The organism is Burkholderia sp. Tr-20390, assembly GCF_017104595.1.
GTDB lineage: Bacteria > Pseudomonadota > Gammaproteobacteria > Burkholderiales > Burkholderiaceae > Burkholderia.
This window is the reverse complement of record NZ_JAAGPC010000004.1, coordinates 49,185-71,465: the sequence shown is the minus strand read 5'-3', so window position 1 is coordinate 71,465 and position 22,281 is coordinate 49,185. Positions and strand designations below refer to the sequence as shown.

At 66.6% G+C, this 22,281-nt stretch carries 21 protein-coding genes; 13 read left to right on the top strand and 8 right to left on the bottom strand.

Annotated elements, in window-relative coordinates; translation table 11 throughout:
* The first annotated feature begins 2 nt into the window (after positions 1 to 2).
* Positions 3 to 188 carry a DUF1289 domain-containing protein gene (locus G3N98_RS02860; RefSeq protein WP_089474062.1) on the top strand — a complete coding sequence of 62 codons (186 nt, stop codon included), beginning with the start codon at positions 3 to 5 and terminating at the stop codon, positions 186 to 188.
* 82 nt (positions 189 to 270) lie between these two features.
* Here G3N98_RS02860 and G3N98_RS02855 read toward each other — a convergent pair whose 3' ends face one another.
* The 3 genes from G3N98_RS02855 to G3N98_RS02845 are packed head-to-tail and all read right to left on the bottom strand — an operon-like array spanning position 271 to position 3,078.
* Positions 271 to 1,680, bottom strand: coding sequence for a heavy metal sensor histidine kinase (locus G3N98_RS02855; protein ID WP_206147156.1), 1,410 nt, complete (start codon positions 1,678 to 1,680; stop codon positions 271 to 273).
* Entirely contained in the window at positions 1,677 to 2,348 is a 672-nt protein-coding gene (locus G3N98_RS02850; RefSeq protein WP_089432079.1) for a heavy metal response regulator transcription factor, read from the bottom strand. Before G3N98_RS02850 ends, G3N98_RS02855 begins: the two co-directional genes overlap by 4 nt.
* Positions 2,349 to 2,382: 34 nt before the next feature.
* On the bottom strand, positions 2,383 to 3,078 hold the full coding sequence (locus G3N98_RS02845; RefSeq protein WP_206147155.1) for a hypothetical protein: 696 nt from the start codon (positions 3,076 to 3,078) through the stop codon (positions 2,383 to 2,385).
* A 2-nt stretch (positions 3,079 to 3,080) separates the two neighbouring features.
* Here G3N98_RS02845 and G3N98_RS02840 point away from each other — a divergent pair, with 2 nt between their 5' ends.
* From G3N98_RS02840 to G3N98_RS02810, 7 genes are all read left to right on the top strand, one after another.
* On the top strand, positions 3,081 to 3,362 hold the full coding sequence (locus tag G3N98_RS02840; RefSeq protein ID WP_206147154.1) for a hypothetical protein: 282 nt from the start codon (positions 3,081 to 3,083) through the stop codon (positions 3,360 to 3,362).
* Positions 3,359 to 4,855, top strand: a complete 1,497-nt coding sequence (locus G3N98_RS02835) for a TolC family protein (protein ID WP_206147153.1) — start codon at positions 3,359 to 3,361, stop codon at positions 4,853 to 4,855. Before G3N98_RS02840 ends, G3N98_RS02835 begins: the two co-directional genes overlap by 4 nt.
* A gap of 1 nt (position 4,856) precedes the next feature.
* Positions 4,857 to 6,152, top strand: a complete 1,296-nt coding sequence (locus G3N98_RS02830; protein WP_089474068.1) for a copper oxidase — start codon at positions 4,857 to 4,859, stop codon at positions 6,150 to 6,152.
* Between the two features lie 67 nt (positions 6,153 to 6,219).
* Positions 6,220 to 6,567 carry a copper-binding protein gene (locus G3N98_RS02825; protein ID WP_206147196.1) on the top strand — a complete coding sequence of 116 codons (348 nt, stop codon included), beginning with the start codon at positions 6,220 to 6,222 and terminating at the stop codon, positions 6,565 to 6,567.
* Between the two features lie 14 nt (positions 6,568 to 6,581).
* On the top strand, positions 6,582 to 6,962 hold the full coding sequence (copC, locus tag G3N98_RS02820; protein WP_206147152.1) for a copper homeostasis periplasmic binding protein CopC: 381 nt from the start codon (positions 6,582 to 6,584) through the stop codon (positions 6,960 to 6,962).
* Positions 6,959 to 7,900, top strand: a complete 942-nt coding sequence (locus G3N98_RS02815) for a CopD family protein (protein ID WP_206147151.1) — start codon at positions 6,959 to 6,961, stop codon at positions 7,898 to 7,900. The genes copC and G3N98_RS02815 overlap by 4 nt, the downstream gene beginning before the upstream one ends.
* Positions 7,901 to 8,120: 220 nt before the next feature.
* On the top strand, positions 8,121 to 9,935 hold the full coding sequence (locus G3N98_RS02810; protein ID WP_206147150.1) for an ExeM/NucH family extracellular endonuclease: 1,815 nt from the start codon (positions 8,121 to 8,123) through the stop codon (positions 9,933 to 9,935).
* Positions 9,936 to 10,180: 245 nt separating this feature from the next.
* Here the strand turns inward: G3N98_RS02810 and G3N98_RS02805 are convergent, their stop codons facing one another.
* Positions 10,181 to 10,411 carry a hypothetical protein gene (locus G3N98_RS02805; RefSeq protein ID WP_241025712.1) on the bottom strand — a complete coding sequence of 77 codons (231 nt, stop codon included), beginning with the start codon at positions 10,409 to 10,411 and terminating at the stop codon, positions 10,181 to 10,183.
* A 234-nt stretch (positions 10,412 to 10,645) separates the two neighbouring features.
* On the opposite strand from G3N98_RS02805, the gene G3N98_RS02800 reads away from it, so the two are divergent.
* Both G3N98_RS02800 and G3N98_RS02795 read left to right on the top strand, forming a co-directional pair.
* Complete coding sequence (locus G3N98_RS02800; RefSeq protein ID WP_206147149.1) at positions 10,646 to 12,490, top strand: peptidase S10; 1,845 nt, start codon at positions 10,646 to 10,648, stop codon at positions 12,488 to 12,490.
* Between the two features lie 53 nt (positions 12,491 to 12,543).
* Entirely contained in the window at positions 12,544 to 12,975 is a 432-nt protein-coding gene (locus G3N98_RS02795; protein WP_206147148.1) for a 2-oxoglutarate dehydrogenase, read from the top strand.
* A gap of 80 nt (positions 12,976 to 13,055) precedes the next feature.
* Here G3N98_RS02795 and G3N98_RS02790 read toward each other — a convergent pair whose 3' ends face one another.
* The gene (locus G3N98_RS02790) at positions 13,056 to 14,060 is read right to left on the bottom strand and encodes a helix-turn-helix domain-containing protein (protein ID WP_206147147.1); all 1,005 of its coding nucleotides are present in this window, start codon (positions 14,058 to 14,060) and stop codon (positions 13,056 to 13,058) included.
* 177 nt (positions 14,061 to 14,237) lie between these two features.
* On the opposite strand from G3N98_RS02790, the gene G3N98_RS02785 reads away from it, so the two are divergent.
* Positions 14,238 to 15,485, top strand: coding sequence for a D-arabinono-1,4-lactone oxidase (locus G3N98_RS02785; RefSeq protein WP_206147146.1), 1,248 nt, complete (start codon positions 14,238 to 14,240; stop codon positions 15,483 to 15,485).
* A 33-nt stretch (positions 15,486 to 15,518) separates the two neighbouring features.
* The gene (locus G3N98_RS02780) at positions 15,519 to 16,298 is read left to right on the top strand and encodes an SDR family NAD(P)-dependent oxidoreductase (RefSeq protein WP_175239299.1); all 780 of its coding nucleotides are present in this window, start codon (positions 15,519 to 15,521) and stop codon (positions 16,296 to 16,298) included.
* A 129-nt stretch (positions 16,299 to 16,427) separates the two neighbouring features.
* Here G3N98_RS02780 and G3N98_RS02775 read toward each other — a convergent pair whose 3' ends face one another.
* Both G3N98_RS02775 and G3N98_RS02770 read right to left on the bottom strand, forming a co-directional pair.
* Positions 16,428 to 17,960, bottom strand: a complete 1,533-nt coding sequence (locus G3N98_RS02775; protein ID WP_089474077.1) for an amino acid permease — start codon at positions 17,958 to 17,960, stop codon at positions 16,428 to 16,430.
* Positions 17,961 to 18,309: 349 nt separating this feature from the next.
* A complete protein-coding gene (locus G3N98_RS02770) occupies positions 18,310 to 19,320 on the bottom strand; it encodes a helix-turn-helix domain-containing protein (RefSeq protein ID WP_206147145.1) in 1,011 nt (336 codons plus the stop codon).
* Between the two features lie 88 nt (positions 19,321 to 19,408).
* Between G3N98_RS02770 and G3N98_RS02765 the strand changes: the two genes are divergently transcribed.
* Positions 19,409 to 20,512, top strand: a complete 1,104-nt coding sequence (locus tag G3N98_RS02765; RefSeq protein WP_206147144.1) for a DJ-1/PfpI family protein — start codon at positions 19,409 to 19,411, stop codon at positions 20,510 to 20,512.
* Between the two features lie 135 nt (positions 20,513 to 20,647).
* On the opposite strand, the gene G3N98_RS02760 is transcribed toward G3N98_RS02765, so the two are convergent.
* Entirely contained in the window at positions 20,648 to 22,144 is a 1,497-nt protein-coding gene (locus G3N98_RS02760) for an aminotransferase class V-fold PLP-dependent enzyme (protein WP_206147143.1), read from the bottom strand.
* Positions 22,145 to 22,281: the final 137 nt, after the last annotated feature.

Below are 22,281 nucleotides of genomic sequence, written 5' to 3'. Positions count from 1 at the left end.
TCGTGGCCGTGAAATCGCCGTGTATCGAGCTGTGCGCGTTCGATGGCCGCACCGGATTCTGCGTGGGTTGTTTGAGGACGCGCGACGAGGCACGTGACTGGAAGAAACTGACCGACCATCGCCGGCACCAGATACTGAACGACCGCAATCGCCGCCACGCGAAGATCCGGCGCGAGCCGGGGGAGTGACGGCGTCGAGCGGTGGTGGTCGTCGCGCTTCGTTCGGCGTTGCACCGGTCGTCATGCCGATGCGAAACGCGAGACGAACGGCTTACCCTTCCGTGCCCCGCGGAAAATAAAGCGCGAACGTCGTGCGCCCGTCGCGGCTCGCGACCTCGACCTTGCCGCGATGCAGCTCCATGATCGACTTCACGATCGCGAGCCCGAGCCCCGCGTTGCGCGCCGCGCCGTGCCGCGACGAATCGATCCGGTAGAAGCGCTCGAAGATCTTGTCGACCTGTTCGGGCGGAATCGCGGCGCCGCGATTCGTGACTTCGACGACCGCGTAGCGGCCTTGCGCCGACACCGCGAGCTCGATCGTCGACGCGGCTTCCGCATGTTCGAGCGCGTTTGACGTAAGGTTGCTGACGGCACGCCGGAACAGCGTCGCATCGGCGACGACCGGCGCTTCGCCGTGCACGTCGATGCGCACGCCGGCTTCGTCGGCCAGCGCCTGGAAATACGACGCGAGCCGGCGCAGCTCGCTGCCTGCATCGAGCTCGGTGGTCTTCAGGTGCTGCCGCGCATTATCGGTGCGCGCGAGAAACAGCATGTTCTCGATCATCCGCTGCAACCGTTCGCATTCCTCGATGTTCGAGTCGATCAGCGCTTCGTATTCCTCGGTCGTGCGCGCGCGCGACAGCGTGACCTGCGACGCGCTGATCACGTTGGCGAGCGGCGTGCGCATGTCGTGCGCGAGATCGGACGAGAACTGCGACAGCCGCACGAACGCGCGTTCGAGGCGGTCGAGCATCCGGTTGACCGACGTCGCGAGTTCACGCAGCTCGACCGGGCCGCCGCGCGCGTCGAGCCGTGCGTTCAGGTTGTGGGCCTCGATGCGCGACGTCTGCCGGCCGAGGCTCTCGACCGGGCGCAGGCCGCGCGACGCAACCGCATAGCCGAGCGCGCCGACCAGCAGCGCGCCCACGGCCGCCGCGAGCCAGATGTCGACGCGATAGCTTTCGAGCAGCGACTGGCGATCGGTCGCCGTGCGCGCGAGCGCGACCTGGATCGCGTCGCCGGACGGCAGCGTTTCGCGTGCGTAGACGCAACGCGACGTGCCGATGCCGGGCGGCGAACAGGTGAACGGCACGCCGGCTCGGCTGGCCGGATGCGGTGCCGCGATCACCGACGCGAGCGTATTGCCGGCCTCGTCGGAATGCTCGACGAGCGCGCGGTTCTGCGCATCGTAGATGCCGAGATACACGCCCGGGTGCGACAGCAGCACCTCGTGAAACACGGCCGGATCGGCCCGCAGCGCGGCGATCGAGCCGCTCGCGTGCGCCAGTTGCAGGAACTGGTTGAGCTTGCCGGAAATCTCGATGTCGTCGCGCCGCGTCAGCTCGGCGGACAGCGAGCGATACAGGTACGCGCCGGTCAGCGCGAACACGAGCGCGGCGACGACGGCGAACGCGAGCGTCAGCCGCTGCAGCAGCGAATACGCGCCAGGGCGGCGCGTCACGCGCGATCCTCGAGCACGTAGCCCATTCCGCGGATCGTGTGGATCAGCTTCTTCTCATACGCGTTGTCGATCTTCGCGCGCAGGCGCTTGATCGCCGCATCGACGACGTTCGTGTCGCTGTCGAAATTCATGTCCCAGATCTGCGACGTGATGAAGGTGCGCGTCAGCACTTCCCCCTCGCGTTCGGCGAGCAACTGCAGCAGCGCGAATTCCTGCGCGGTCAGGTCGATGCGGGTGTCGGCGCGCCGCACGCGGCGGCGGATCAGGTCGACTTCGAGATCGGCGACCTGCAGGATGTCGCGCACGTTGCGCGGCGCGCGCCGCAGCAGCGAGCGGATGCGCGCGAGGAACTCGGCATACGCGAACGGCTTGAGCAGGTAGTCGTCGGCGCCCAGTTCGAGCCCGGCGACCTTGTCCTCGATCGCCTCGCGCGCCGTGAGCAGCAGCACGGGCGTCTGCTTCTGCGCGCGCAGCCGCTTGAGCACCTCGAAGCCGTCCATTTCCGGCAGCATCACGTCGAGCACGACGAGATCGAACTCCTCGTGCAGCGCGAGGAACAGCCCGTCCTTGCCGTTTTCCGCGACGTCGACCGTGTAGCTCGCCTCCATCAGCCCCTTGCGGAGGTACGACGCCATCTTGGGTTCGTCTTCGACTATCAGTATTCGCATGGTGAGGCAGGCTGTCCGTGAGTCATCCGTGATTTCAGCCGGTCAGTGTAACGCGTGAGCTTACGGCGCCGTGCGTGCGCGAAGGGTGACCGCCGGATGACGGAATTGTCATGAAATGCCGGTCATGTTTCGGCCATGTCGTCGTCACCGCGGCGGCGATAAGCTGCGGCCGTCGTGTCCCCGGAGCGCGCCGTCGCGGCGCTGCGCCGGCCCATCCGGTCGTTGCCTGCGTGATTTCGCATCCATGTCGTACTGGCGCAAATTCCTCGTCGTCGTGCTGCTGGCGCTGAGCCTGCCGATCCAGTCGTTCGCGGCTGTGTCGATGGCGTGCGCGGGGGCGGTCGTGGCCATGCCGCACGCGGGGGACGGAGCAAGCGCCGATGACGCGGTCGCGCCGCGTGCGATGCCGAGCGCGCATGGTGGCCAGCATGAAGACGAGCACGCGCACGGCGATCATGCGCGACATGCACAGCCATGTTCCGCATGCGGGTCCTGCTGCCTCGGCGCTGGCATGGCGGATCTTTCCGCGATGTCCGTTGCGTCGGGTATCGGTATCGCGCGCGTTTCTTTCGCTCCGACGCCGGTCGTCGTATCGTTCCTGACTGGCGGCATCGACAGGCCGCCACGCGGGCATCTCGTCTAAATCGGCCCGCGGCTTCGACCTGCCGCGCTCTGCAATCCGTTCCGGCGGCGGCATCACGACCGCCGGACGACTCATGACGAGACCCATTCATGCGATCCATTACTGCGGCGCTGTTGAGCGCGGCGGCCCTCGTGCCGTCGCTCGCACCAGCGCAAACCCCGCTGCCTGATCCAGCGGATGCCACCGTGGCCGTGCCGGATATCACCGTGACATCCGCATTCGACGGCTACCGGCCGTATCGGGACGACGAAGGCCCGGGCTGGAAACAACTGAACCGCGACGTGATTGAACGGCCCGCGAAAGGACGTGCGACGGGCGGTGCGGCCGGAAGCGGCGCCGCGCATTCGAAGCACGGAGGCACCGCGCAATGACGATGCTTGCGATATCGCCGAGGATCGGCGCGGCCGCGGCCGTGCTGGCCTTCCTCGCCGGCTGCACGACGTTTTCGAAGGACGGTGGTTTCGACGCGGTGTCGTCCGCCGCGTCGGAACGCATCGGGAAAGACGCGGTGGTGATCAAGACCGACGCCGACCGCGAAGCTGTCGACAAGCGCACGAAGGAGCTGCTTGCGAAGCCGCTGTCGATGGACGACGCGGTGCAGGTCGCGCTGCTGAACAACCGCGGGCTGCAGGCTTCGTATGCGGAACTGGGGCTGTCGGAAGCAGACCTCGTCCAGGCCGGCCGGCTGCCGAACCCGCGCTTCGCGTTCAGCCGCACCCGTGCCGGCGACGGCGAGCTGACGCTCGGCCGCACGTTCTCGGCGAACGTGTTCGCGCTGCTGACGATGCCGCTCGCGACGAACATCGAACGCCGCCGCTTCGAGCAGACCAAGCTCGAAACCGCCGACGCGATGCTGAAGGTCGCAGCCGACGCACGCCGCGCGTACGTCGAGGCCGTCGCGGCCGAGCAGGCCGCGAACTATGCGCAACAGGTGCGCGATGCCGCGAGCGCGGCCGCCGAACTCGCGCTGCGCATGCGGCAGGCCGGCAACTTCAGCCGTCTCGATTACGCACGCGAGCAGGCGTTCCATGCCGATGCGGTTGCGCAGCACGCGAAGGCGCGCCAGCAGGCCGTCGCCGCGCGCGAGAAGCTCACGCGTGCGATGGGCCTGTGGGGCGAACGCACGCAGTACGCGCTGCCCGAGCGCTTGCCGGACCTGCCGAAAGCGCGGCCGAACCTGCCCGATCTCGAGCGGTTCGCGATGAGCAACCGCTTCGACATCCAGGCCGCGAAGCTGCAGACGCAGGGCGTCGCGTCGTCGCTCGGCCTGAGCAAGGCGACGCGCTTCGTCAATGCGGTCGACCTCGGCTACGTGAACGACTACGAGACCGGCAAGGGGCACGAGCACGGCTACGAGATCAGCGTCGAGATTCCGCTGTTCGACTGGGGCGGCGCGAAGGTCGCGCGGGCCGAGGCCGTCTACATGCAATCGGCGAACCGGCTCGCGAAAACGGCCATCGACGCGCGCTCCGACGTGCGCGAGTCGTATGCGGCGTACGTGACGAGCTACGACGTCGCGACCCACTATCGCGACGAAGTCGTGCCGTTGCGCAAGACGATCTCCGACGAGCTGCTGCTGCGCTACAACGGGATGCTCGCGAGCGTGTTCGAGCTGCTGGCCGATGCGCGCGAACAGGTCGGCGCGGTCAACGGCTACATCGATGCGCTGAAGGACTACTGGCTTGCCGAAACCGATCTGCAGATGGCCGTCGGAGGCCGGCTGCCGACCGACGGTGCCACGCCGCGCGCGACGCCATCCGTCGAACCCGCATCCCCTTCACACGCCGACGCTGCGCCGCAGCCGGCTTCTTCATCCGCGGCGCAACCGGCGCCCGCGACACAACCGCATCCGGAAGGTCATTGACATGGTGTCCCGTCGACAATTTCTCAGCGGCTCGGGCGCCGCGCTGCTGGGCGCCGCGATGGTCAGCAAGGCCGGCGCCGCGTCGCTGCCCGAAGCGCCCACGATGGCGAAAACGGCCACACAGCCGCCGCTCGTGCCGCCGAACGGCCGCCCGTACACGCCCGTCGCGACGCTGAACGGCTGGACGCTGCCGTGGCGGATGAAGAACGGCTGGAAGGAATTTCACCTGACGGCCGAGCCCGTCGTGCGCGAGATGGCGCCCGGCATGAACGCGAACCTGTGGGGCTACAACGGCCAGTCGCCCGGCCCGACGATCGAGGCCGTCGAAGGCGACAAGGTGCGCATCTTCGTGACCAACCGGCTGCCCGAGCACACGACGATCCACTGGCACGGGCTGCGGCTGCCGAACGGGATGGATGGCGTCGGCGGCCTCACGCAGCCGCATATCCCGCCCGGCAAGACCTTCGTCTACGAGTTCCAGCTGGAAGCGCACGGCACGTTCATGTACCACCCGCACGCCGACGAGATGGTGCAGATGGCGATGGGGATGATGGGCATGTTCATCGTGCACCCGAAGGATCGCGGCACGATGCCGGTCGATCGCGATTTCGTGTTCCTGCTCGCCGCGTACGACATCGATCCGGGCAGCTACACGCCGCGCGTGAACGAGATGACGGACTTCAACATGTGGACCTTCAACTCGCGCGTGTTCCCGGGCATCGATCCGCTGCCGGTGCGCGCGGGCGACCGCGTGCGGATTCGCTTCGGCAACCTGACGATGACGAACCATCCGATCCACCTGCACGGCTACAGCTTCGAAGTCGCGGGTACCGACGGCGGCTGGATTCCGCCGGCCGCGCGCTGGCCGGAAGTGACGGCCGATGTCGCGGTGGGCCAGATGCGCGCGATCGAGTTCACCGCCGATCGCCCGGGCGACTGGGCATTCCATTGCCACAAGTCGCATCACACGATGAACGCGATGGGCCACCAGGTGCCGAACCTGATCGGCGTGCCGCAGAAGGATCTCGCGCAGCGCATCGGCAAGCTCGTGCCCGACTACATGGCGATGGGCAGCACCGGCGGCGCGATGGGCGGCATGGAGATGCCGCTGCCCGACAACACGCTGCCGATGATGACGGGCACGGGCCCGTTCGGGCCGCTGGAGATGGGCGGCATGTTCACGGTCTGCAAGGTGCGGCAGGGGCTCGGCCGCCACGACTATCGCGATCCGGGCTGGTTCAAACATCCGAAGGGCACCGTCGCATACGAGTACACCGGCGAACTGCCGGACGGCTGAGCAGCAGCATGCGGCGGCTGCGTGCATGCGGCCGCCGGTTTCGTTTCATTCACTGGGAGTCGACATGATGAAGAAGGGACTGGTTTCGATGGCAATGGGGTGTGCACTGGTGTTTTCCGGCGCATCGTACGCGGCCGGCGACATGGCCGGCATGGACATGAGCGGCGGCGCGAAGCAGGCAGCCGCGGCGACGCCGGGCATGTCGCACGGCGAAATCCGCAAGGTCGATACGGCTGCCGGCAAGCTGACGATCAAGCACGGCCCGCTGGACAACCTCGGGATGGACGCGATGACGATGGTGTTCAAGGTGAAGGACCCGGCGATGCTGTCGCAGGTGAAAGCGGGCGACAAGATCGACTTCGTCGCGGAAGACGTGGACGGCGCGCTGACCGTCGTCGAGCTGAAGAAGCCGTGACGCGGAGCGTGCAGATGAAGATCACGACCCTCACGCGGCTGACCGCGATCGTCGCGGCCGGTGCGATGCTCGCCGCCGCACCGATCGCGGCATCCGCGCACGGCAAGCTGGAAAGTGCGGCACCGGCGACAGGCAGCACGGTCGACACCGCGCCCGACACGGTGCGGCTCACGTTCAACGAAGACCTCGAACCGGCGTTCAGCTCGGTGAAGGTGTCGGATGCGAACGGCAACGCCGTCACGCAGGACAAGGCGAAGGTCGATGCGGCGAACCCGCGCGTGATGACCGTCGCGATGCCGAAGCTCGCGCCCGGCGCGTACACGGTGCAGTGGGTGGCGATGACGGCCGACGCGCATCGCACGAAGGGCACCTATACGTTCAAGGTGAAGGGGTGAACGACGTTTTCATCGGTCTCCTGCGGCTGGTATCGGTGGCGATCCAGAATGCCGGGTTCGCCGTCGTCATCGGCGCGCTGCTCGGCAGCCACTGGCTCGCGCGCGGCGCGTCGGCGTGGCAGCACGGCATCGGGCGGCGGCTCGTCGCGACGCTGCGCATCGCGTCCGTCATCTCGCTGCTCGCAAGCGTCACCGCGTTCTGGGCGCACTGCGCGCTGATGAGCGAGGTGTCGTTGCTCGAAGCGGGGCCGGCCGTCTGCGCGATGCTCGCGGGCACCGGGTTCGGTCATGCGTGGCTGGCCGGCGCGGTGTTCATGCTCGTTGTCGTGGTGCTGTCGTTCGTCCGGCGCGCGAACGACACGCGCTGGCCGTTCGCGATGTGGGCCGCGCTGGCCTGCGTCGCGCTCGCGCGCAGCAACGGCGGACATCCGGTGGATGCCGGATTGTTCAGCGTGCCGGTGTGGATCGACTGGCTGCATCTGCTGGCGATCAGCGCATGGGTCGGGCTCGTGCTCGTGACGGCATTCGGCGTGATGCCGAGGCTTGCAGCGATGCCCGCGAGTGAACGCACGACCGGCGCATCGTTCGTGCAGTCGCTGTCCGATGCATCGACTTATGCATTGATCGTGCTGTTCGCGACCGGTGCGTACAACGGCTGGCGCGGCGTCGATACGCCCGCCAATCTGCTCGCATCGACGTACGGGCAGATCCTGCTGCTGAAGCTCGCGCTCGTGCTGATCGCGGCGGCGCTCGGCGGACACAACCGCTTCTTCGGGATGCCCACGTTGCTGGCCGCGTTGAAGGATCCGGCCGCGTCGATGCCGGCCAGTTCGTTGAAACGATTCGGCACAGTATTGCGGATCGAGGCGGTCGTGCTGGGCGGCGTGCTGATGGTCGCGGCCGTGCTCGTGTCGAGCGCGTTGCCGGGCACGGTGTAGCGTGGCGGCGCGGAGCCGCGCAGCAAGACCACGCGGGGTAATCGTCACGGTCACGGTGGATTTTCATCAGACGATTTCCCCGCTTTTTCAGGCGTAAACGCACGCTCGACGGCGATCGCGGCGTGATAACGACAATTACATCCGCCTGTCTTCCGATTACCAAAAACTGTCATTGAGCGCCGCTAAGCTTTCGCCACCCTCACAACCGGGATTCCCCGTCATGCGCTCGACAATCCGCCTCATCACCCCGCTATTGCTGCTCCCGACGCTCGCCGCGCCGGTTTTCGCCGCCACGGCCGCGCCCGTCAGCCCGAACTGCGGCGGCAGCACGACGCCGATCGCCGATATCCAGGGGCCGGGCGCGCCGTCGCCGCTCGCCGGCCAGAACGTGTCGATCGAAGCGGTCGTCACCGCCGATTTCGGCGGCACCGACGGCTTCGGCGGCTTCTTCGTCCAGCAGGCCGACGCGCAGCGCCGCAACCAGCCGGGCGTGTCGGAAGGCCTGTTCGTCTACGCGCCGAAAGTGCGGGCGAAAGCGGGTGACCTCGTGCACGTGACCGGCAAGGTCGAGGAGAAGTACGGCCAGACGCAGCTCACGCAGTCGGGCGCGATCGCGGTGTGCGCGAACAACCAGACCGTCACGCCCGTGACGCTCACGCTGCCGGTCGACAGCCCGAACGCGTTCGCCGCGTATGAAGGGATGCGGGTGCGCCTGCCGCAGACACTGAACGTCACCGACAACTACGAGCTCGGCCGCTACGGCAGCGTGATGCTCAGCAACGGCCGCCTGCGCACGCCGACGAGCGTCGTGCCGCCCGCGCAGGCGCAGACGCAGATCGAGGCGAACGCACGCAACCGCCTGATCCTCGACGACGGCTCGAACAAGCAGAACCCCGCGACCGTGCCGTACCCGGCGCCGGGCCTGTCGGCCGCGAACACGCTGCGCGCGGGCTACACGGTGCGCGACGTCGAAGGCGTGCTCGAAGTGCGTTACGGCGCATGGCGCGTGCAGCCGCTGCCGGGCGCCGCCGTGCCGGCATTCGAAGCCCGCACGAACCCGCGCACCAACGCACCGGCGCGCGATCCGAAATCGAACCTGCGCGTCGCGTCGTTCAACGTGCTGAACTACTTCAATGGCAACGGTCTCGGCGGCGGCTTCGACGATCCGAACAATCGCGGCGCGAAGAACTTCCAGGAATTCCAGCGCCAGGAAGCGAAGATCGTCAGCGCGCTGAAGGCGATCGACGCCGACGTGATCGGCCTGATGGAAATCCAGAACAACGGCTACGGCGAACTGAGCGCGGTGCGCCAGCTCGCGGCGAAGCTCGGCACCCAATGGCGCGTCGTCGATCCGGGCGTGTCGCGCCTCGGCGGCGATGCGATCACGGTCGCGATGATCTACGACAGCCGCAAGGTCGAACCGGTCGGCCGCGCGGCGACGCTCGCGATCGACGACAAGAACCGCCAGCCGCTCGCGCAGTCGTTCCGGCTGATCAACGGCAACAAGCAGTCACTGACGGTGGCCGTGAACCACCTGAAGTCGAAGAACTGCCCTGACGCCGCGAACGACGATCTCGACCAGGGTGACGGCCAGGGCTGCTGGAACCCGACGCGCACGCGCGCGGCGGCGAAGGTGGCCGACTGGCTCGCCGGCAACCCGACGGGCGTCGCAGGCCAGGGCGTGCTGCTGATCGGCGACTTCAACAGCTACACGTACGAAGACCCGATCCGCACGCTCGAATCGCGCGGCTACCGCAACCTCGTCGCGCGCTGGATCGGCGCGAACGCGTACAGCTACGTGTACAACGGCGAAGCCGGCTACCTCGATCACGCGCTCGCGACGCTGCCGCTCGCGTCGCACGTGAAGGCCGTGCACGAATGGCACATCAACGCGGACGAGCCGCTCGCGCTGCAGTACACGCTCGCGTACAAGTCGGCCGAGCAGCAGAAGACGTTCTACGCGCCGGATGCGTATCGCTCGTCGGATCACGATCCGGTGCTGATCGATATCGCGCTGCCGGGCGGCGGGAAGTAATGGCGGATTGAATGCGGAAGAGGCGCGGCGTGCGGCGAGGTTGCACGCCGCGCTTCTTCCCTGCTGGAAGGCCAGCAATAGAAAGGGTAAATAATTCCGCTGAATTTTCGAGGAATGGAGAAATCGGTATTTTATGGATGACGCGGTGCGGATAAGCGCATCGATTGAAGAATGGCTGAAGTGACTTGAATCATCGAATGGCGGCGTATGCATGCCGTCGCGCAGAATTAATCGATCCCGGATAATTAAAATGAAAGAATAATTCCGGTGATCTGAAGGCTTTCGAGGCGCAACATCAACGCCGGTAAAGGATTGCCGGTCGTGCGATAAAAGCGGCAGATTCGGCGGATTATTGTCGATAGAACGAGCAATGCACGAATAATCCTGTTTTCTTTCAATTGCCAGACACTGTCCGCCGTTAGCATCATTGCGGGTTTTTTAATATCCGAATGATCTTTGACAACGCGGCGCAGCACCGCCTATTTTTGTGTTGTCGTAAATTTGGGTCATATAAAAGTTGTCCAAACTGCAGGGGGCGTCCGAGCACCATTCTCGCCAGCAGTTTGCTGTGTCTGTATCAAGTTCAGTCTCTTGGAAGTCCAATCCCCAACCGCCGACTGCCGACCGTGCAACGCGAGTGGCGGGTCGGCCTGCGCGTTTCGCAGGCGTTGGCGGCCTGTGTGAAACGGTATCCGAATCAAAGGACAGAGATGAAACCAGACAGGAGCTGTACCGGCAGCCGCCGTGGCCGTCACGGCCGGTTGGCCGGGCTAGGTGCATTGACCGTCATGACACTGGCGCTCGCGGCATGCGGCGGCGACGATTCGTCGTCCGTCGGTGCGTCGAGCCTCGCGCAGGCCACCGCCAGCCAGCAGGCGAGCGCGCAACAGGCGGCCGGGCAGACGCCGGCCAACCAGCCGTACGTCGACCCGGTCGCGTATTCGATGAATGCGACCGACGGCCTCGCCCCCGGGCAGGTGTCCGAGAAAACCGCCGTCATGCATTACCAGTGGAAAAACGGCGGCACGACCGTCAACTACACGACCACCACCGGCCACCTGACCGCGCAGGACGCGAACGGCAACCCGGAAGCGTCGATGTCGTATGTCGCGTACACCGCGCCGAGCACGAACGGCAAGCCGCGCCCCGTCACGTTCGTCTATAACGGCGGCCCGGGCTCGTCGTCGATCTGGCTGCGGCTCGGCTCGTTCGCACCGACCCGCGTGGCCACGCCCGATCCGCTGTTCGGCAGCAACTGGCCGAACTATCCGCTCGTCGACAACGCCGAAAGCCTGATCGACACCACCGACCTCGTATTCATCGACCCGCCCGGCACCGGGCTGTCGGAAGCCGTGTTGCCGAACACCAACCAGAAGTACTGGGGTTCCGATGCGGACGTGAACATCATGCGCGACTTCATCCAGCGCTACCTGAACGTCAACAGCCGCGGCACGTCGCCGATCTACCTGTACGGCGAATCGTACGGCACGCCGCGTACCGACATGCTCGCGCTGGCGCTCGAATCGGCCGGCGTGCACCTGACGGGCATCGTGCTGCAGTCGGCGATCCTGAACTACTTCGCGGATGCGGTGGAAGCCGTGGCGATCACGCAGTCGACGGAGGGGCTGCTGCTCGAAACCGATACCGTGGCCGGCTACCTGCCGGGCTATGCGGCGGTCGCGGCGTACTTCAACCAGGTGTCGCCGGCACCGGTGAACCCCGGTCTGTACGCACTGCAGACGGAACTGTTCACGACGCTGATCTACAACCAGCTGCAGAAGTACTCGCAGTCGTGGGTGTTGAGCCAGCTCGGCATTCCGGATGCGCTCGGCACGCCGGTGTTCCCGAGCGATGCGACGCTCAAGCTGTGGTCGATCCCGTCGAGCCTCACGCAACAGGCGCTGCGCGGCTACTTCAACGCGAATCCGTTCGGCACGAGCCTGCTGCCCGGGACGACGATCGGCCGGTATGACGGACGCGTGTCGTTGCCGAATTCCGATCCGCGGCTGCAGAACGACGGCGACCCGTCCGACATCCTGATTTCGCAGCCGTTCACGAACGCGCTCGCGACGCAGATGCCGGATTACCTCGGCTACACCGCACCGAACGCGACCTACCTGCCGCTGAACGACAACATCATCGGCGTCTGGGACTTCACGCACGACGGCCAGCCGATGCCCGACACGATCCCCGATCTGCTCGGTGCGCTGCAGCTCAACCCGAAGCTTCGCGTGCTCGCGGAGAACGGCTTCCACGATCTCGCGACGCCGTTCTTCAACACCGAGAAGCAACTCGCGCGGCTGCAGACGGTGAAGGGCCTCAATCCGAAGCTGCAGGTGAACTTCTTCCAGGGCGGCCACATGACCTACCTGGACGACGTCGCCCGTCCGCAGATGAAGCGGGACCTGAAGACGTTCTACAAGGGTGCGCGGATTCCGACGGCGCTGACGCTGCACATGCTGCCGCCGCCGTGGCCGGATGAAAACCCGCCGAGCGTGCCGACCGGCAGCGTCCCGGGCGCGACCGCCGGGACGACGCTGGCGGCGGCCCCGTGAGCGAGCCTGAGCGACGGACTCCTTGTCAAAGGAACCCTCTATTCATCCATTGAATGCGAGTGATCATGTCCCTAATCAAATTGATGCGGCGTATGTCTCCGTTGATCGTCCTCGGTGCCGTGATGAGCAGTGCCTACGCGTTGCCGCCGCAGGCGGTGGCGCCGGTGAGGCTGCCGCACGGTGGGCGCGGTGTCGACGGTCCGTTCTTTCCCGCCACGAAAGCGGCGCCGGTGTTGCCGTCGACCGGCGCGACGCTGCAGCAGCAGGCGCAGCAGCGTGTCGATGCGCGGCTCGGCGCCAATACGGTGCTGAGCAACGGCGCGGCCGTGACGAAGGCGCAGGCGCAGAGCAGCGGTCTCGGCTTCGTGTCGAAGCACTTCGACGAGATCGATGCGAAGCACACCGGCCGCGTGACGATGAGCGATGTGCGGCAGTTCATCCAGCAGCGGCAGGTGCAGGCGCAGCAGGAACAGCAGGACGAGTGACGTAGCAGGCAGGGCGGCGGCCGGTGCGGATTCCTGCGCACCGGCCGCCGGACGATGAACGACAGCGTGAACGACAGGCGCTAGAGCGCCTGGCGCGCGTAGCGCTTCGCGGTGGCCGACGGCAGTTCGCCGAACATCGCGCGATAGTCCTGCGCAAAACTGCTCAGGTGCCAGAAGCCCCACTTGGTGGCCGCGGTCGTCACGGAGTCGCCGAGCCGCAGCTCGCGGCGCACGTGGTTCAGCCGCACGGCCCGCAGGTACGCGATCGGGTTCAGGTTCAACGTGTCCTGGAACGCGTATTGCGCGGTGCGCCGGCTCACACCGAGTTCCACGCACAGCTCGGCGATCGACAGCGGGCAGGTCGATGCATCCTGCAGCCGCTCCCGCACCGCATTGACCAGCGACCAGTACTTCGTCGGGCGCACGATCTGTGCGCCGGCCACTGGCGTCGCGGCCGTCATTACTTCCGAGATCGCGTAGAGCACGGTGCGTTCGAGCAGTTCGATCCTGGCCTGCGTCGTCACGTCGTCGATGCGGGTGGTTTTTACGGCGGCGGCCAGTGTCTGGCGCAGCAGGTCGCGCAGATGATCGGCCACACCGGTCGCCATCGGGATCACCGGCGCATGGGTTTGGGCGCGCAGTGACGCGGCCACCGTGCGCAGCGCCTGCGTCGACAGTTTCTCCGGCTCGATTTCGACGTTCACGAGCAGATGGCGGTCGGGCGAATAGAACTCGAAGGCCGGCTGGCTCGAGAACACGTGCAGGCTGTCGCGCCCGCTCTTCTCGCCGCACAGGCGCGCATGCCCTTCCAGTTCCAGCGGCACGGCCACGGCGATCCGCTCCGTCGGCACCGCGCCTTGCTGCAGGATGACCTTGTCGAGATCCTCGACCAGCAACTTGATGCCGCCCAGCGACACGATCGACGACGAGCCGTGAAACCGCCCACTGGAGATCTGCGTGTAGTTCATGTTCCAGCCGTCGAACGCGCGCGCCTGTTCCTCCACGTCGGTGAACGCGCAGAACGCGACCGTTCGCGCGAACAGCGGATCGCCGGAGAAATCGCTCGGGTGGGCAGGCGGCGTCATCGAGGGCGGAGGGCGGGGACGGGCGGGCCGGATCGATTCATTGTAGCCGCTCGTCGCGCCGGTCAAAAAGCGCCGGACAGGCATCGCCTCGTCAAAACCCTGACTTGCCGAAATCCGATAGTGGAAAACCTTTCGGCACCCTATCTTTGGCAGCAATAGGACGCTGGAGAGACGGTGATGGAACTTCCCCGTGGCGGATTCTGGAGGAACTGGGTCGGCAATCAGTCGTGCGTGGCCGCGCATCTGGCCGCGCCCACCAGCGAGGCGGAGATCGCGGCGCTGGTGCATGCCGCGACGCGGCAAGGCAAGCACGTGCGGTGCGCGGGGTCGGGGCACTCGTTCACGCCCGTGGTGGCCACCAGCGGCCTGCTGCTGTCGCTGCAGGACTACCAGGGCATCGTGGACGTCGACGAAGCGCGCAAGCGCGTGACCGTGAGGGCCGGCACCAAAATCAATGCGGTGACGCGGCACCTGAAGGACCTCGGCCTGTCGCTCGTCAACCAGGGCGACATCGATTCGCAGGCGATCGCCGGTGCATTGGCCACCGGCACGCACGGCACGGGGACGACGCTTGGCAACCTGTCGTCGCAGGTCGTCGGAATGCGCCTCGTGCGCCCGGACGGCTCGATCATGAAGGTCAGCGACCGGCAGGACCTCGACCTGCTGCATGCAACGCAGGTGAACATCGGGATGTTCGGCGTGGTGTCGGAGATCACGCTGCAGGTGACCGATGCGTTCTGGCTGCACGACCGCGTGTGGCGCGAGGACTTCGACGCGCTGATGGAGCAGTACGACGACCTGGCCGCGAAGCACCGGCATTTCGGTTTCTTCTGGTGCCCGACGTCGGCCAGCCGCGAGCTCTACTGCCTGCCCGACACCACGAAGGTGTCGAATTCGAAGAAGGACTACGACGTGTGCGAGATCAAGGTGATGGATATCACCGACGCGCGCACGTTCCATGAAGGCGAGCACGAGAAGATCGCCTACAGCTCGGAGGTGTATGCGATCCACTACGTGCCGAACTTCCACGAGCTCGAGTACGCGGTGCCCGCGCAACACGGCAAGGAAGCGCTGCGCCGCGTGCGCGAGCTGATCCTCACGAAACACCGCGACTGCATTTTCCCGGTCGAGTACCGCTTCACGAAGGGCGACCCGGCGTGGATCAGCCCGTTCAATCATCAGGACAGCGTCACGATTTCATGCTCGGGCGGCCCGAACGGCGTCGACTACTGGCCGTTCCTGAAGGACGTCGACGCGATCCTGCGCGACTACGGCTCGCGTCCTCACTGGGGCAAGCTGCATTTCACGAACCGCGAGGACGTCGATCGCTGGTTCCCCAAGGCCGAGGCGTTCCGCGCACTGCGACGCAGCGTGGACCCCGAAGGCTATTTCCTCAACGATCACCTGCGGACGCTGTTCAGTTGAGCAGACCGAACGAACCGGAATGGAGCACGAAACATGAATGTCAAGATTGACGGCCGCCTGGCCGGCAAGGTCGCGATCGTGAGCGGCGGCGCCGGCGGCTGCGGCGGCGCGGCGTCCGAACTGTTCGCCGCCCAGGGCGCGAAGGTCGCGATCATCGACCGCGACGGCGACGCCGCCGACACGCTTGCGTCGCGGCTGCGCGATGCGGGCCTGCAAGCGATCGGCCTGGGCGCCGACGTGTCGAAACAGGCGGAAGTCCAGCAGGCCGTGAATGCCGCGCGGGAGCAGTACGGCAACGCGGACATCCTGTTCAATCACGCCGGCACGCTGATCGTCAAACCGTTCCTCGACATCGAGGAGTCGGAATGGGACTGGCTGATGGGCGTGAACGTGAAGAGCATGTTCCTGATGACGAAGGCGGTGTTGCCGCAGATGCTGGAGAAGGGGCGCGGCAGCATCGTCTGCACGTCGTCGATTTCCGCGGTGTGCGCGACGCCGGGCGAGGTGCTGTATGACGCGACCAAGGGCGCGTGCCACATGTTCGCGCGGGCGATCGCGGTCGAGTATCGCGACCGCGGCATTCGCTGCAACGCGCTCGCGCCGGGGTTCATCCGCACGCCGCACGGGATGCGCGAACTGAAGGACCTGCAGGCGATGGGTGTCGACGCGACCGAGGCGGCGATCGCGGTGCAGCAAGGCCGGCTGTGCGAGCCGTCGGAAGTCGCGGCCGCCGCGCTGTTCCTCGCGTCCGACGAGTCGAGTTTCGTCAACGGCACGCACCTGTTCGTCGACAACTGTTTCTCCGCCGTCTGATCGCGGATGCTCGCCAGATTCAACCGCCGCAAGGCGGTTGAATCTCATCGTTGCGCGTAGACATGAAAAAACCGACTCGCGGCATCGAGCCAGCGAGTCGGTTTTTTTTCAACCTGCTTCGAATCCGCTTCAGACAGACGGATCGACGTTCGCCTCGAGTTCGCGGATGCGCTCGAGATTGCGCGTGTCCTTCAGCACCGGCGGCCCCGCGAACGTGTTTCGCACGCCGAAGCCATACCAGATCACCATCAGCACCACCACGAAACCGACGAGCACGTACAGCACCTTCTCGTTCGGCGGCTGGATGCCGACATACGCGAGCACGCACGCGCCGACCAGCGCGAGCAGCGCACACGGCTTCGACCAGATCCCCAGTTGAAACGGGCCCTTGTCGGTCCACGAGCGGCCTTCGGCCAGCATCCCGGAGCCGATCGGCATCGCATACGAGATGAACAGGAACACCGCGCTGCCGGCGCTCAGCACCGAGAACGCGTCGCCGTACAGCGTGACGACGATCGCGAGCACCGCGCACGTCCAGATCGCGGGGCCGGGCGTCCGGTGCGTCGGGCTCACGCTGCGCAGCAGCTTCGACGCCGGCAGCCCGCCGTCGCGTGCGAACGCATACACCATCCGCGACGTCGACATGATCGCCGCGAGCCCGCACACGTAGTTGATGAAGAACATCGCGAGTTCGAGGGTGACGCGCAACGCCTTCGGAATCGGCGCGAGAATCGCCTCGAAAAAGCCGGTGCCCTGCTTCATGCTGGCGGTCAGGTCGGGCATCACCAGCACGAACGCGCACACCATCACGTAGCCGAACACCGCGGACCAGAACACCGACCCGATGATGCCGCGCGGCACGTTTTTGGCCGCATCGTGCGTCTCTTCCGACGTGTGCGCGGAAGCGTCGAAGCCGGTGATCGTGTAGGTCACGAGCAGCAGGCCGGACAGGAACGCGAGCGGCGTGGCCTGCTTCGGCCATGCGCCGCCATCGACGCCGGTGAAATTGGTGAACGTCACGAGGCGATGCGCGTCGAACGCGACCGGCGAGTAGACGAGCAGCGACACCACCAGCGCGATCGTCACCACGAAGATGAGATAGCCCGACAGGTCGGTGATCTTGCTCGCGATCCTGATGCCTCGCGCATTCAGGATCGCCTGCGAGATCGTGATGAACGCGATGAACGCCGTCTGATGCCACCAGGTCAGGCTGTCCGGGCTGACGCCGAACATCGGCGCGATCAGCGTCTTGAAGAACGGATCGTAGGTGCCGAAGTTGATCGCGGCGATCACGAAGATCAGGCCGATCAGGTTGAGCCACGCGGTCATCCACCCCCATTTCTTCCCGCCGAGGATGGCGCCCCAGTGATAGAGGCCGCCGGCCGTCGGAAACGCGGACGCGATCTGCGACATCGACACCGCGACGATCAGCGCGAACAGCGAGCCCAACGGCCAGCCGAGGCCGATCGACGCGCCGCCGGTGGCCGAAAACGCGAGCTGGAACGCGGTAATGCCGCCCGACAGGATGCAGATCACGGAAAACGACACCGCGAAGTTCGAGAAACCGCTCATACGTCTCGACAGTTCCTGCGCATAGCCCATCTTGTGCAGCAGGCTTACGTCACTGTCGGTGCCTGAATCAGGCTGGCGTTTTGCATCCATGGTCGCTCCGTCACGAATGTCCTGCGTGGCAGGACCGTCATCGCCGCCCGGGCCAGGCAAGCTGGCCCGCTCCTGGGATTCGTCGGCGGCTCGCGATGCCGTGTCGAGCGGTCATCGCTTTCCAGTCCGATGCGTGAACGGTATGAAATCAAATTTCCCGGCTCTATCAGATTTCGGCAATGGAGTGAAAATCCCGCGGGATGCACCGGAACAGGGCGTATCGGCCCGTTTCGTCGCCGGGAGGAGCGGGAGCGTGACGGAGGCGCGGCGACGGTGGCGGCGGTGGCGGGCGATCGCCGGATCGCCGCCAGGCAAGCGGCCCCGGACGCAAGCGGGAACCGGCGACGGCCTATTCGGTTTTCGGCGTGCCGTGTCGCGGTCCGAACCGGGCGCGATAGTCGCGCGGGGAGACGCCGACCTGCTTCGCGAACGCGCGCTGCAACGCGTCGACGCTGCCGAATCCCGACCGCTCGGCGATGCGTTCGAGCGGCCAGTCGGCCCGCTCCAGCAGCGCCTTCGCGCGCTCGACGCGTGCGGCCAGCACGAACTGCGCGGGCGATCGTCCGGTCTCCTTCAGGAAATTGCGCGCAAACGAGCGCTCGCTCATGTGCATCCGCGCGGCCAGCGCGGCGACGCCGAGATCGCCGGCCGGATCGTCGGCGATCTCGGCGAGCAGCGCGCGCATGCGCGGCGTCGCGTTGGCCAGCGAGCCGAGCCCGACGCTGAACTGCGCCTGTCCGCCGGGCCGGTGCATGAACAGCACGAGTTCGCGTGCGACCGCGAGCGCGGTCGGCGCACCGCAATCCGCCTCGACGAGCGCGAGACACAGATCGATGCCGGCCGTCACGCCGGCCGACGTATGGAACGGCGGATCGCTGACGTAGATCGCGTCCGGTTCGATCCGCGCGTCGGGACGGAGTGCCTGCAACATCGCGCACTGGTTCCAGTGCGTGGTCGCGCGCCGGCCGTCCAGCCATCCGCCTGCCGCCAGCACGAACGCGCCCGTGCAGATGCTCGCGATGCGCCGCGTGCCCGCGATCCGCGTGCGCAGCCACGGCAGCACGCCGGCTTCCGACGCGGCGTGGCGCAGCGCCGCTTCATCGCCGCCGGCGACGATGAGCGTGTCGATCCGCGCGGGCAGCGCCGCGAGCGCGGCCGTGCCGGCGAGGCGCAGGCCCGCGTGCGTGACGATGTCGCCGCCGTGTTGCGACGCGAGCGTGAGCCGGTACGGCGCGGCATGGTCGGGAAGATGACGGTTCGCGACCGCGAACACTTCCATCGGGCCCGTGATGTCGAGCGACTGGACGCCTTCGAAGCCGACGACGACGATGTCGCGTGCCGAACAGGTTGACTGGGACATGGCGGAAAGTGCGGTGGAGTTGTCCTTGTGACCGCGAGCATGATCCTTGTAATTTTCCGGACATGCAATCGACGGAAGCGGGTGAACGATGCGGGGACGGAAGACAGGCGGGGCGGTGCTGCTCGTTTGCGCGATGCTGGGCGCAAGTGCAGCGGGGTGGCAGGTGCCGGTGAAGGCGGAGGACGCACGGCCGGTCGCCCAAGCGCTGACGATCGGCGCGCCGAAGGCGGGCCGCGCGCGGCCGCTCGTGGCGATCGTCGCGGACAACGCCGGAACGGAGACGACCGATTTCATCGTGCCGTACACGCTGCTGAAGACGTCCGGGGCGGCCGATGTCGTCGCCGTATCGGCCGATGAAGGCGAGGTCGAACTGATGCCCGCGCTGCGCATGCTGGCCGATACGACGTTCGACCGGTTCGATGCCGCGACCGCTGCGGGGGCCGACGTGGTGATCGTGCCCGCGCTGCATCGCGCGGACAGCCCCGCCGTGCTGGCGTGGTTACGCAAGCAGGCCGCCGCCGGCGCGACGATGGTGGCGATCTGCGAGGGCGCGGAAGTGCTCGCGAACGCCGGCGTGCTGCGGCATCGTACGGCGACGTCCCACTGGTATTCGCGCGACAGTTTGCGGCGCCGCTTCACCGATACGACGTGGGTCGACGATCGCCGCTATGTGATGGACGGCAACGTCATGACGACGACCGGCGTGTCGGCGTCGATTCCCGCTTCGCTGGCGTTGGTGAGTGCGCTGGCCGGGCCGGCAGCGGCGCGCGAGACGGCGCGGCGCGTCGGCGCGCACGCATGGAGTGACGTTCACGACGGCAGCCGGTTCGCGTTGACGGCGCGTGCGGTGGCGGTTGCGTTGACGAACCGCGTCGCGTTCTGGCGGCACGAGACGTTCGATCTTCCGGTCGAAACCGGGTTCGACGAGCTACCGGTTGCGTTGACCGCCGACGCGTGGGCGCGGACCTGGCGCAGTGACGTCGTCGCGACGGCAGACGCGCGCGTGGTCGAGTCGAGGCACGGGCTGCGGTTGCTGGCGCAGCCGGCGAATGCGCGGCACGCGCGCATGACGGTGCCGGCTGACCGGCGCGGGGAAGCGGTGCTGCCCGGTGTGCTCGGCGACATCGCGGCACGCTACGGCGATGCGACGTCTGGCTGGGTCGCGCTGCAACTGGAGTATCCGAAGCAGTAGCCGTTGTGCGTGCTGCGCTTGTAACGGAATTCACCGGCGCCGGGCAGCGGAAATGTAGAGGCACGGCCGTTTCATGTCGATCTCCTCGCGAACGCTGTGCCGCTCACGCGCTGGCGGGGCGATGTTCCTGATCGATCAGACAGAGGCCGGAGCTTCGGCCGTCCTCCGGGCGGACAGCCGACTCCACAGCATGCCGGAGCGGCTGCCGCTGCGGCAGTACGCGAGCACCGGCTTCTGCAGCGTGTCGACCAGTGCACCGAAGGCATCGATTTCCGCATCGCCGATGCCGTCGCGCTCGACCGGCAGGTAGCGTGCTTCGAGGCCCAGTTCGCGGGCCGCTGCGGCGATTTCGTCGAACGCCGGATGGGCGTCGCCTTCGCCGTCCGGCCGGTTGCAGATGACCGAGCGGAAGCCCGCATTGCGGATCGCCTTCAGGTCGGCCGGCGTGATCTGCCGCGACGCGGAGAAGCCGTTCGCCGCCGTCGCGCGACACTGTTCGATCGCGTGGCGGAAACAGGCGATCGCGAAATCGACATCCTGCTCCGTCGTAAAGCGGCCGAAGCTCACGCGCACGGTGCGGCCGGCCGTTTCCGCATCGAGGCCGATCGCGGTCAGCACGTGGGACGGTGCGCCGCTGGTCGAGTTGCAGGCGGACGTCGACGACACGGCCAGCGCTTCGCCGAGCATGAACGGGAAGAAGCCCGGCGCATTCACTGTCAGGCTCAGCGTGTGCGGGATGCGGCGCGCGGCGGCCGCGTTCTGCGTGACATCGCCGAGTGCGACCAGCGCGTCCGTCAGGCGCGCGCCGAGCGCCGCGATTCGAGCGGCTTCGCCGTCGAGCTTCGCAGCGGCCAGTTCGCATGCCACGCCCATGCCAACGATCTGATGCGTCGCGAGCGTACCCGAACGCAAGCCGCGCTCATGCCCGCCGCCGTGAATCTGCGGGGCGATCTGGTCCGCGATGTCGCGGCGCACGAACAGCGCGCCGATCCCCTTCGGGCCGTACACCTTGTGCGCGGACATCGACAGCATGTCGATGCCGAGCGCGCGCACGTCGATCGGCGTCTTGCCGAGCGCCTGCGCGGCGTCGACATGGAGCAGCGCGCCCGCGTCATGCACGATGCGCGAGATTGCGCCAATATCGGTCAGCGTGCCGAGTTCGTTGTTCACGAGCATCAGCGACACGAGGCCCGTATCGGGGCCGATGGCGGTCGCGACTGCGTCGGCGGTGATCTCGCCGTCGCGCGTGGGCGTGAGGAACGTGACCGTCGAGCCGTGCTTCGACAGGTTCGCCATCGTATCGAGAATGGCCTTGTGCTCGATACGGCTCGTGATCAGGTGGCGCTTGGCGGTCGCGTTTTCCGCATAGCCCTTCAGCGCGAGGTTGTTCGATTCGGTGGCGCCCGAGGTCCAGACGATCTCGTCGGCGTCCGCGCCGATCAGCGCGGCGACTTGCGCGCGGGCCTGCTCGACCTTGTCTTTCGCGAGCCGGCCGGCGGCATGCGAGCTCGATGCCGGGTTGCCGAAGATGCCATCGAAGCCGAGGCAGGCCGTCATCGCTTCGATCACGCGCGGATCGGCGGGCGTCGTGGCGGCGTAGTCGAGGTAGTGCAGCGTGGTGGTGTCGCTCATGTCCTTCTCATGCTCGTTTCTTTCGGAATGGAAGAAATGATACGGGGGACAGAAGGGAAAAAGGATCCAAAGTTGGCTGGTGATTGCGCTTGATATGGAATAACGTTTTATCTAATTGTGGATTGGGGGAATTTATT

What these genes read in the sequence shown, in the direction of transcription:
- G3N98_RS02850 (WP_089432079.1), bottom strand. Translation starts at nt 2,348, where the DNA reads ATGCGAATACTGATAGTCGAAGACGAACCCAAGATGGCGTCGTACCTC.
- G3N98_RS02845 (WP_206147155.1), bottom strand. Translation starts at nt 3,078, where the DNA reads ATGGGTCTCGTCATGAGTCGTCCGGCGGTCGTGATGCCGCCGCCGGAA.
- G3N98_RS02840 (WP_206147154.1), top strand. Translation starts at nt 3,081, where the DNA reads ATGCGATCCATTACTGCGGCGCTGTTGAGCGCGGCGGCCCTCGTGCCG.
- G3N98_RS02835 (WP_206147153.1), top strand. Translation starts at nt 3,359, where the DNA reads ATGACGATGCTTGCGATATCGCCGAGGATCGGCGCGGCCGCGGCCGTG.
- G3N98_RS02830 (WP_089474068.1), top strand. Translation starts at nt 4,857, where the DNA reads ATGGTGTCCCGTCGACAATTTCTCAGCGGCTCGGGCGCCGCGCTGCTG.
- G3N98_RS02825 (WP_206147196.1), top strand. Translation starts at nt 6,220, where the DNA reads ATGAAGAAGGGACTGGTTTCGATGGCAATGGGGTGTGCACTGGTGTTT.
- copC (WP_206147152.1), top strand. Translation starts at nt 6,582, where the DNA reads ATGAAGATCACGACCCTCACGCGGCTGACCGCGATCGTCGCGGCCGGT.
- G3N98_RS02810 (WP_206147150.1), top strand. Translation starts at nt 8,121, where the DNA reads ATGCGCTCGACAATCCGCCTCATCACCCCGCTATTGCTGCTCCCGACG.
- G3N98_RS02800 (WP_206147149.1), top strand. Translation starts at nt 10,646, where the DNA reads ATGAAACCAGACAGGAGCTGTACCGGCAGCCGCCGTGGCCGTCACGGC.
- G3N98_RS02795 (WP_206147148.1), top strand. Translation starts at nt 12,544, where the DNA reads ATGCGAGTGATCATGTCCCTAATCAAATTGATGCGGCGTATGTCTCCG.
- G3N98_RS02790 (WP_206147147.1), bottom strand. Translation starts at nt 14,060, where the DNA reads ATGACGCCGCCTGCCCACCCGAGCGATTTCTCCGGCGATCCGCTGTTC.
- G3N98_RS02785 (WP_206147146.1), top strand. Translation starts at nt 14,238, where the DNA reads ATGGAACTTCCCCGTGGCGGATTCTGGAGGAACTGGGTCGGCAATCAG.
- G3N98_RS02780 (WP_175239299.1), top strand. Translation starts at nt 15,519, where the DNA reads ATGAATGTCAAGATTGACGGCCGCCTGGCCGGCAAGGTCGCGATCGTG.
- G3N98_RS02775 (WP_089474077.1), bottom strand. Translation starts at nt 17,960, where the DNA reads ATGGATGCAAAACGCCAGCCTGATTCAGGCACCGACAGTGACGTAAGC.
- G3N98_RS02770 (WP_206147145.1), bottom strand. Translation starts at nt 19,320, where the DNA reads ATGTCCCAGTCAACCTGTTCGGCACGCGACATCGTCGTCGTCGGCTTC.
- G3N98_RS02765 (WP_206147144.1), top strand. Translation starts at nt 19,409, where the DNA reads ATGCGGGGACGGAAGACAGGCGGGGCGGTGCTGCTCGTTTGCGCGATG.
- G3N98_RS02760 (WP_206147143.1), bottom strand. Translation starts at nt 22,144, where the DNA reads ATGAGCGACACCACCACGCTGCACTACCTCGACTACGCCGCCACGACG.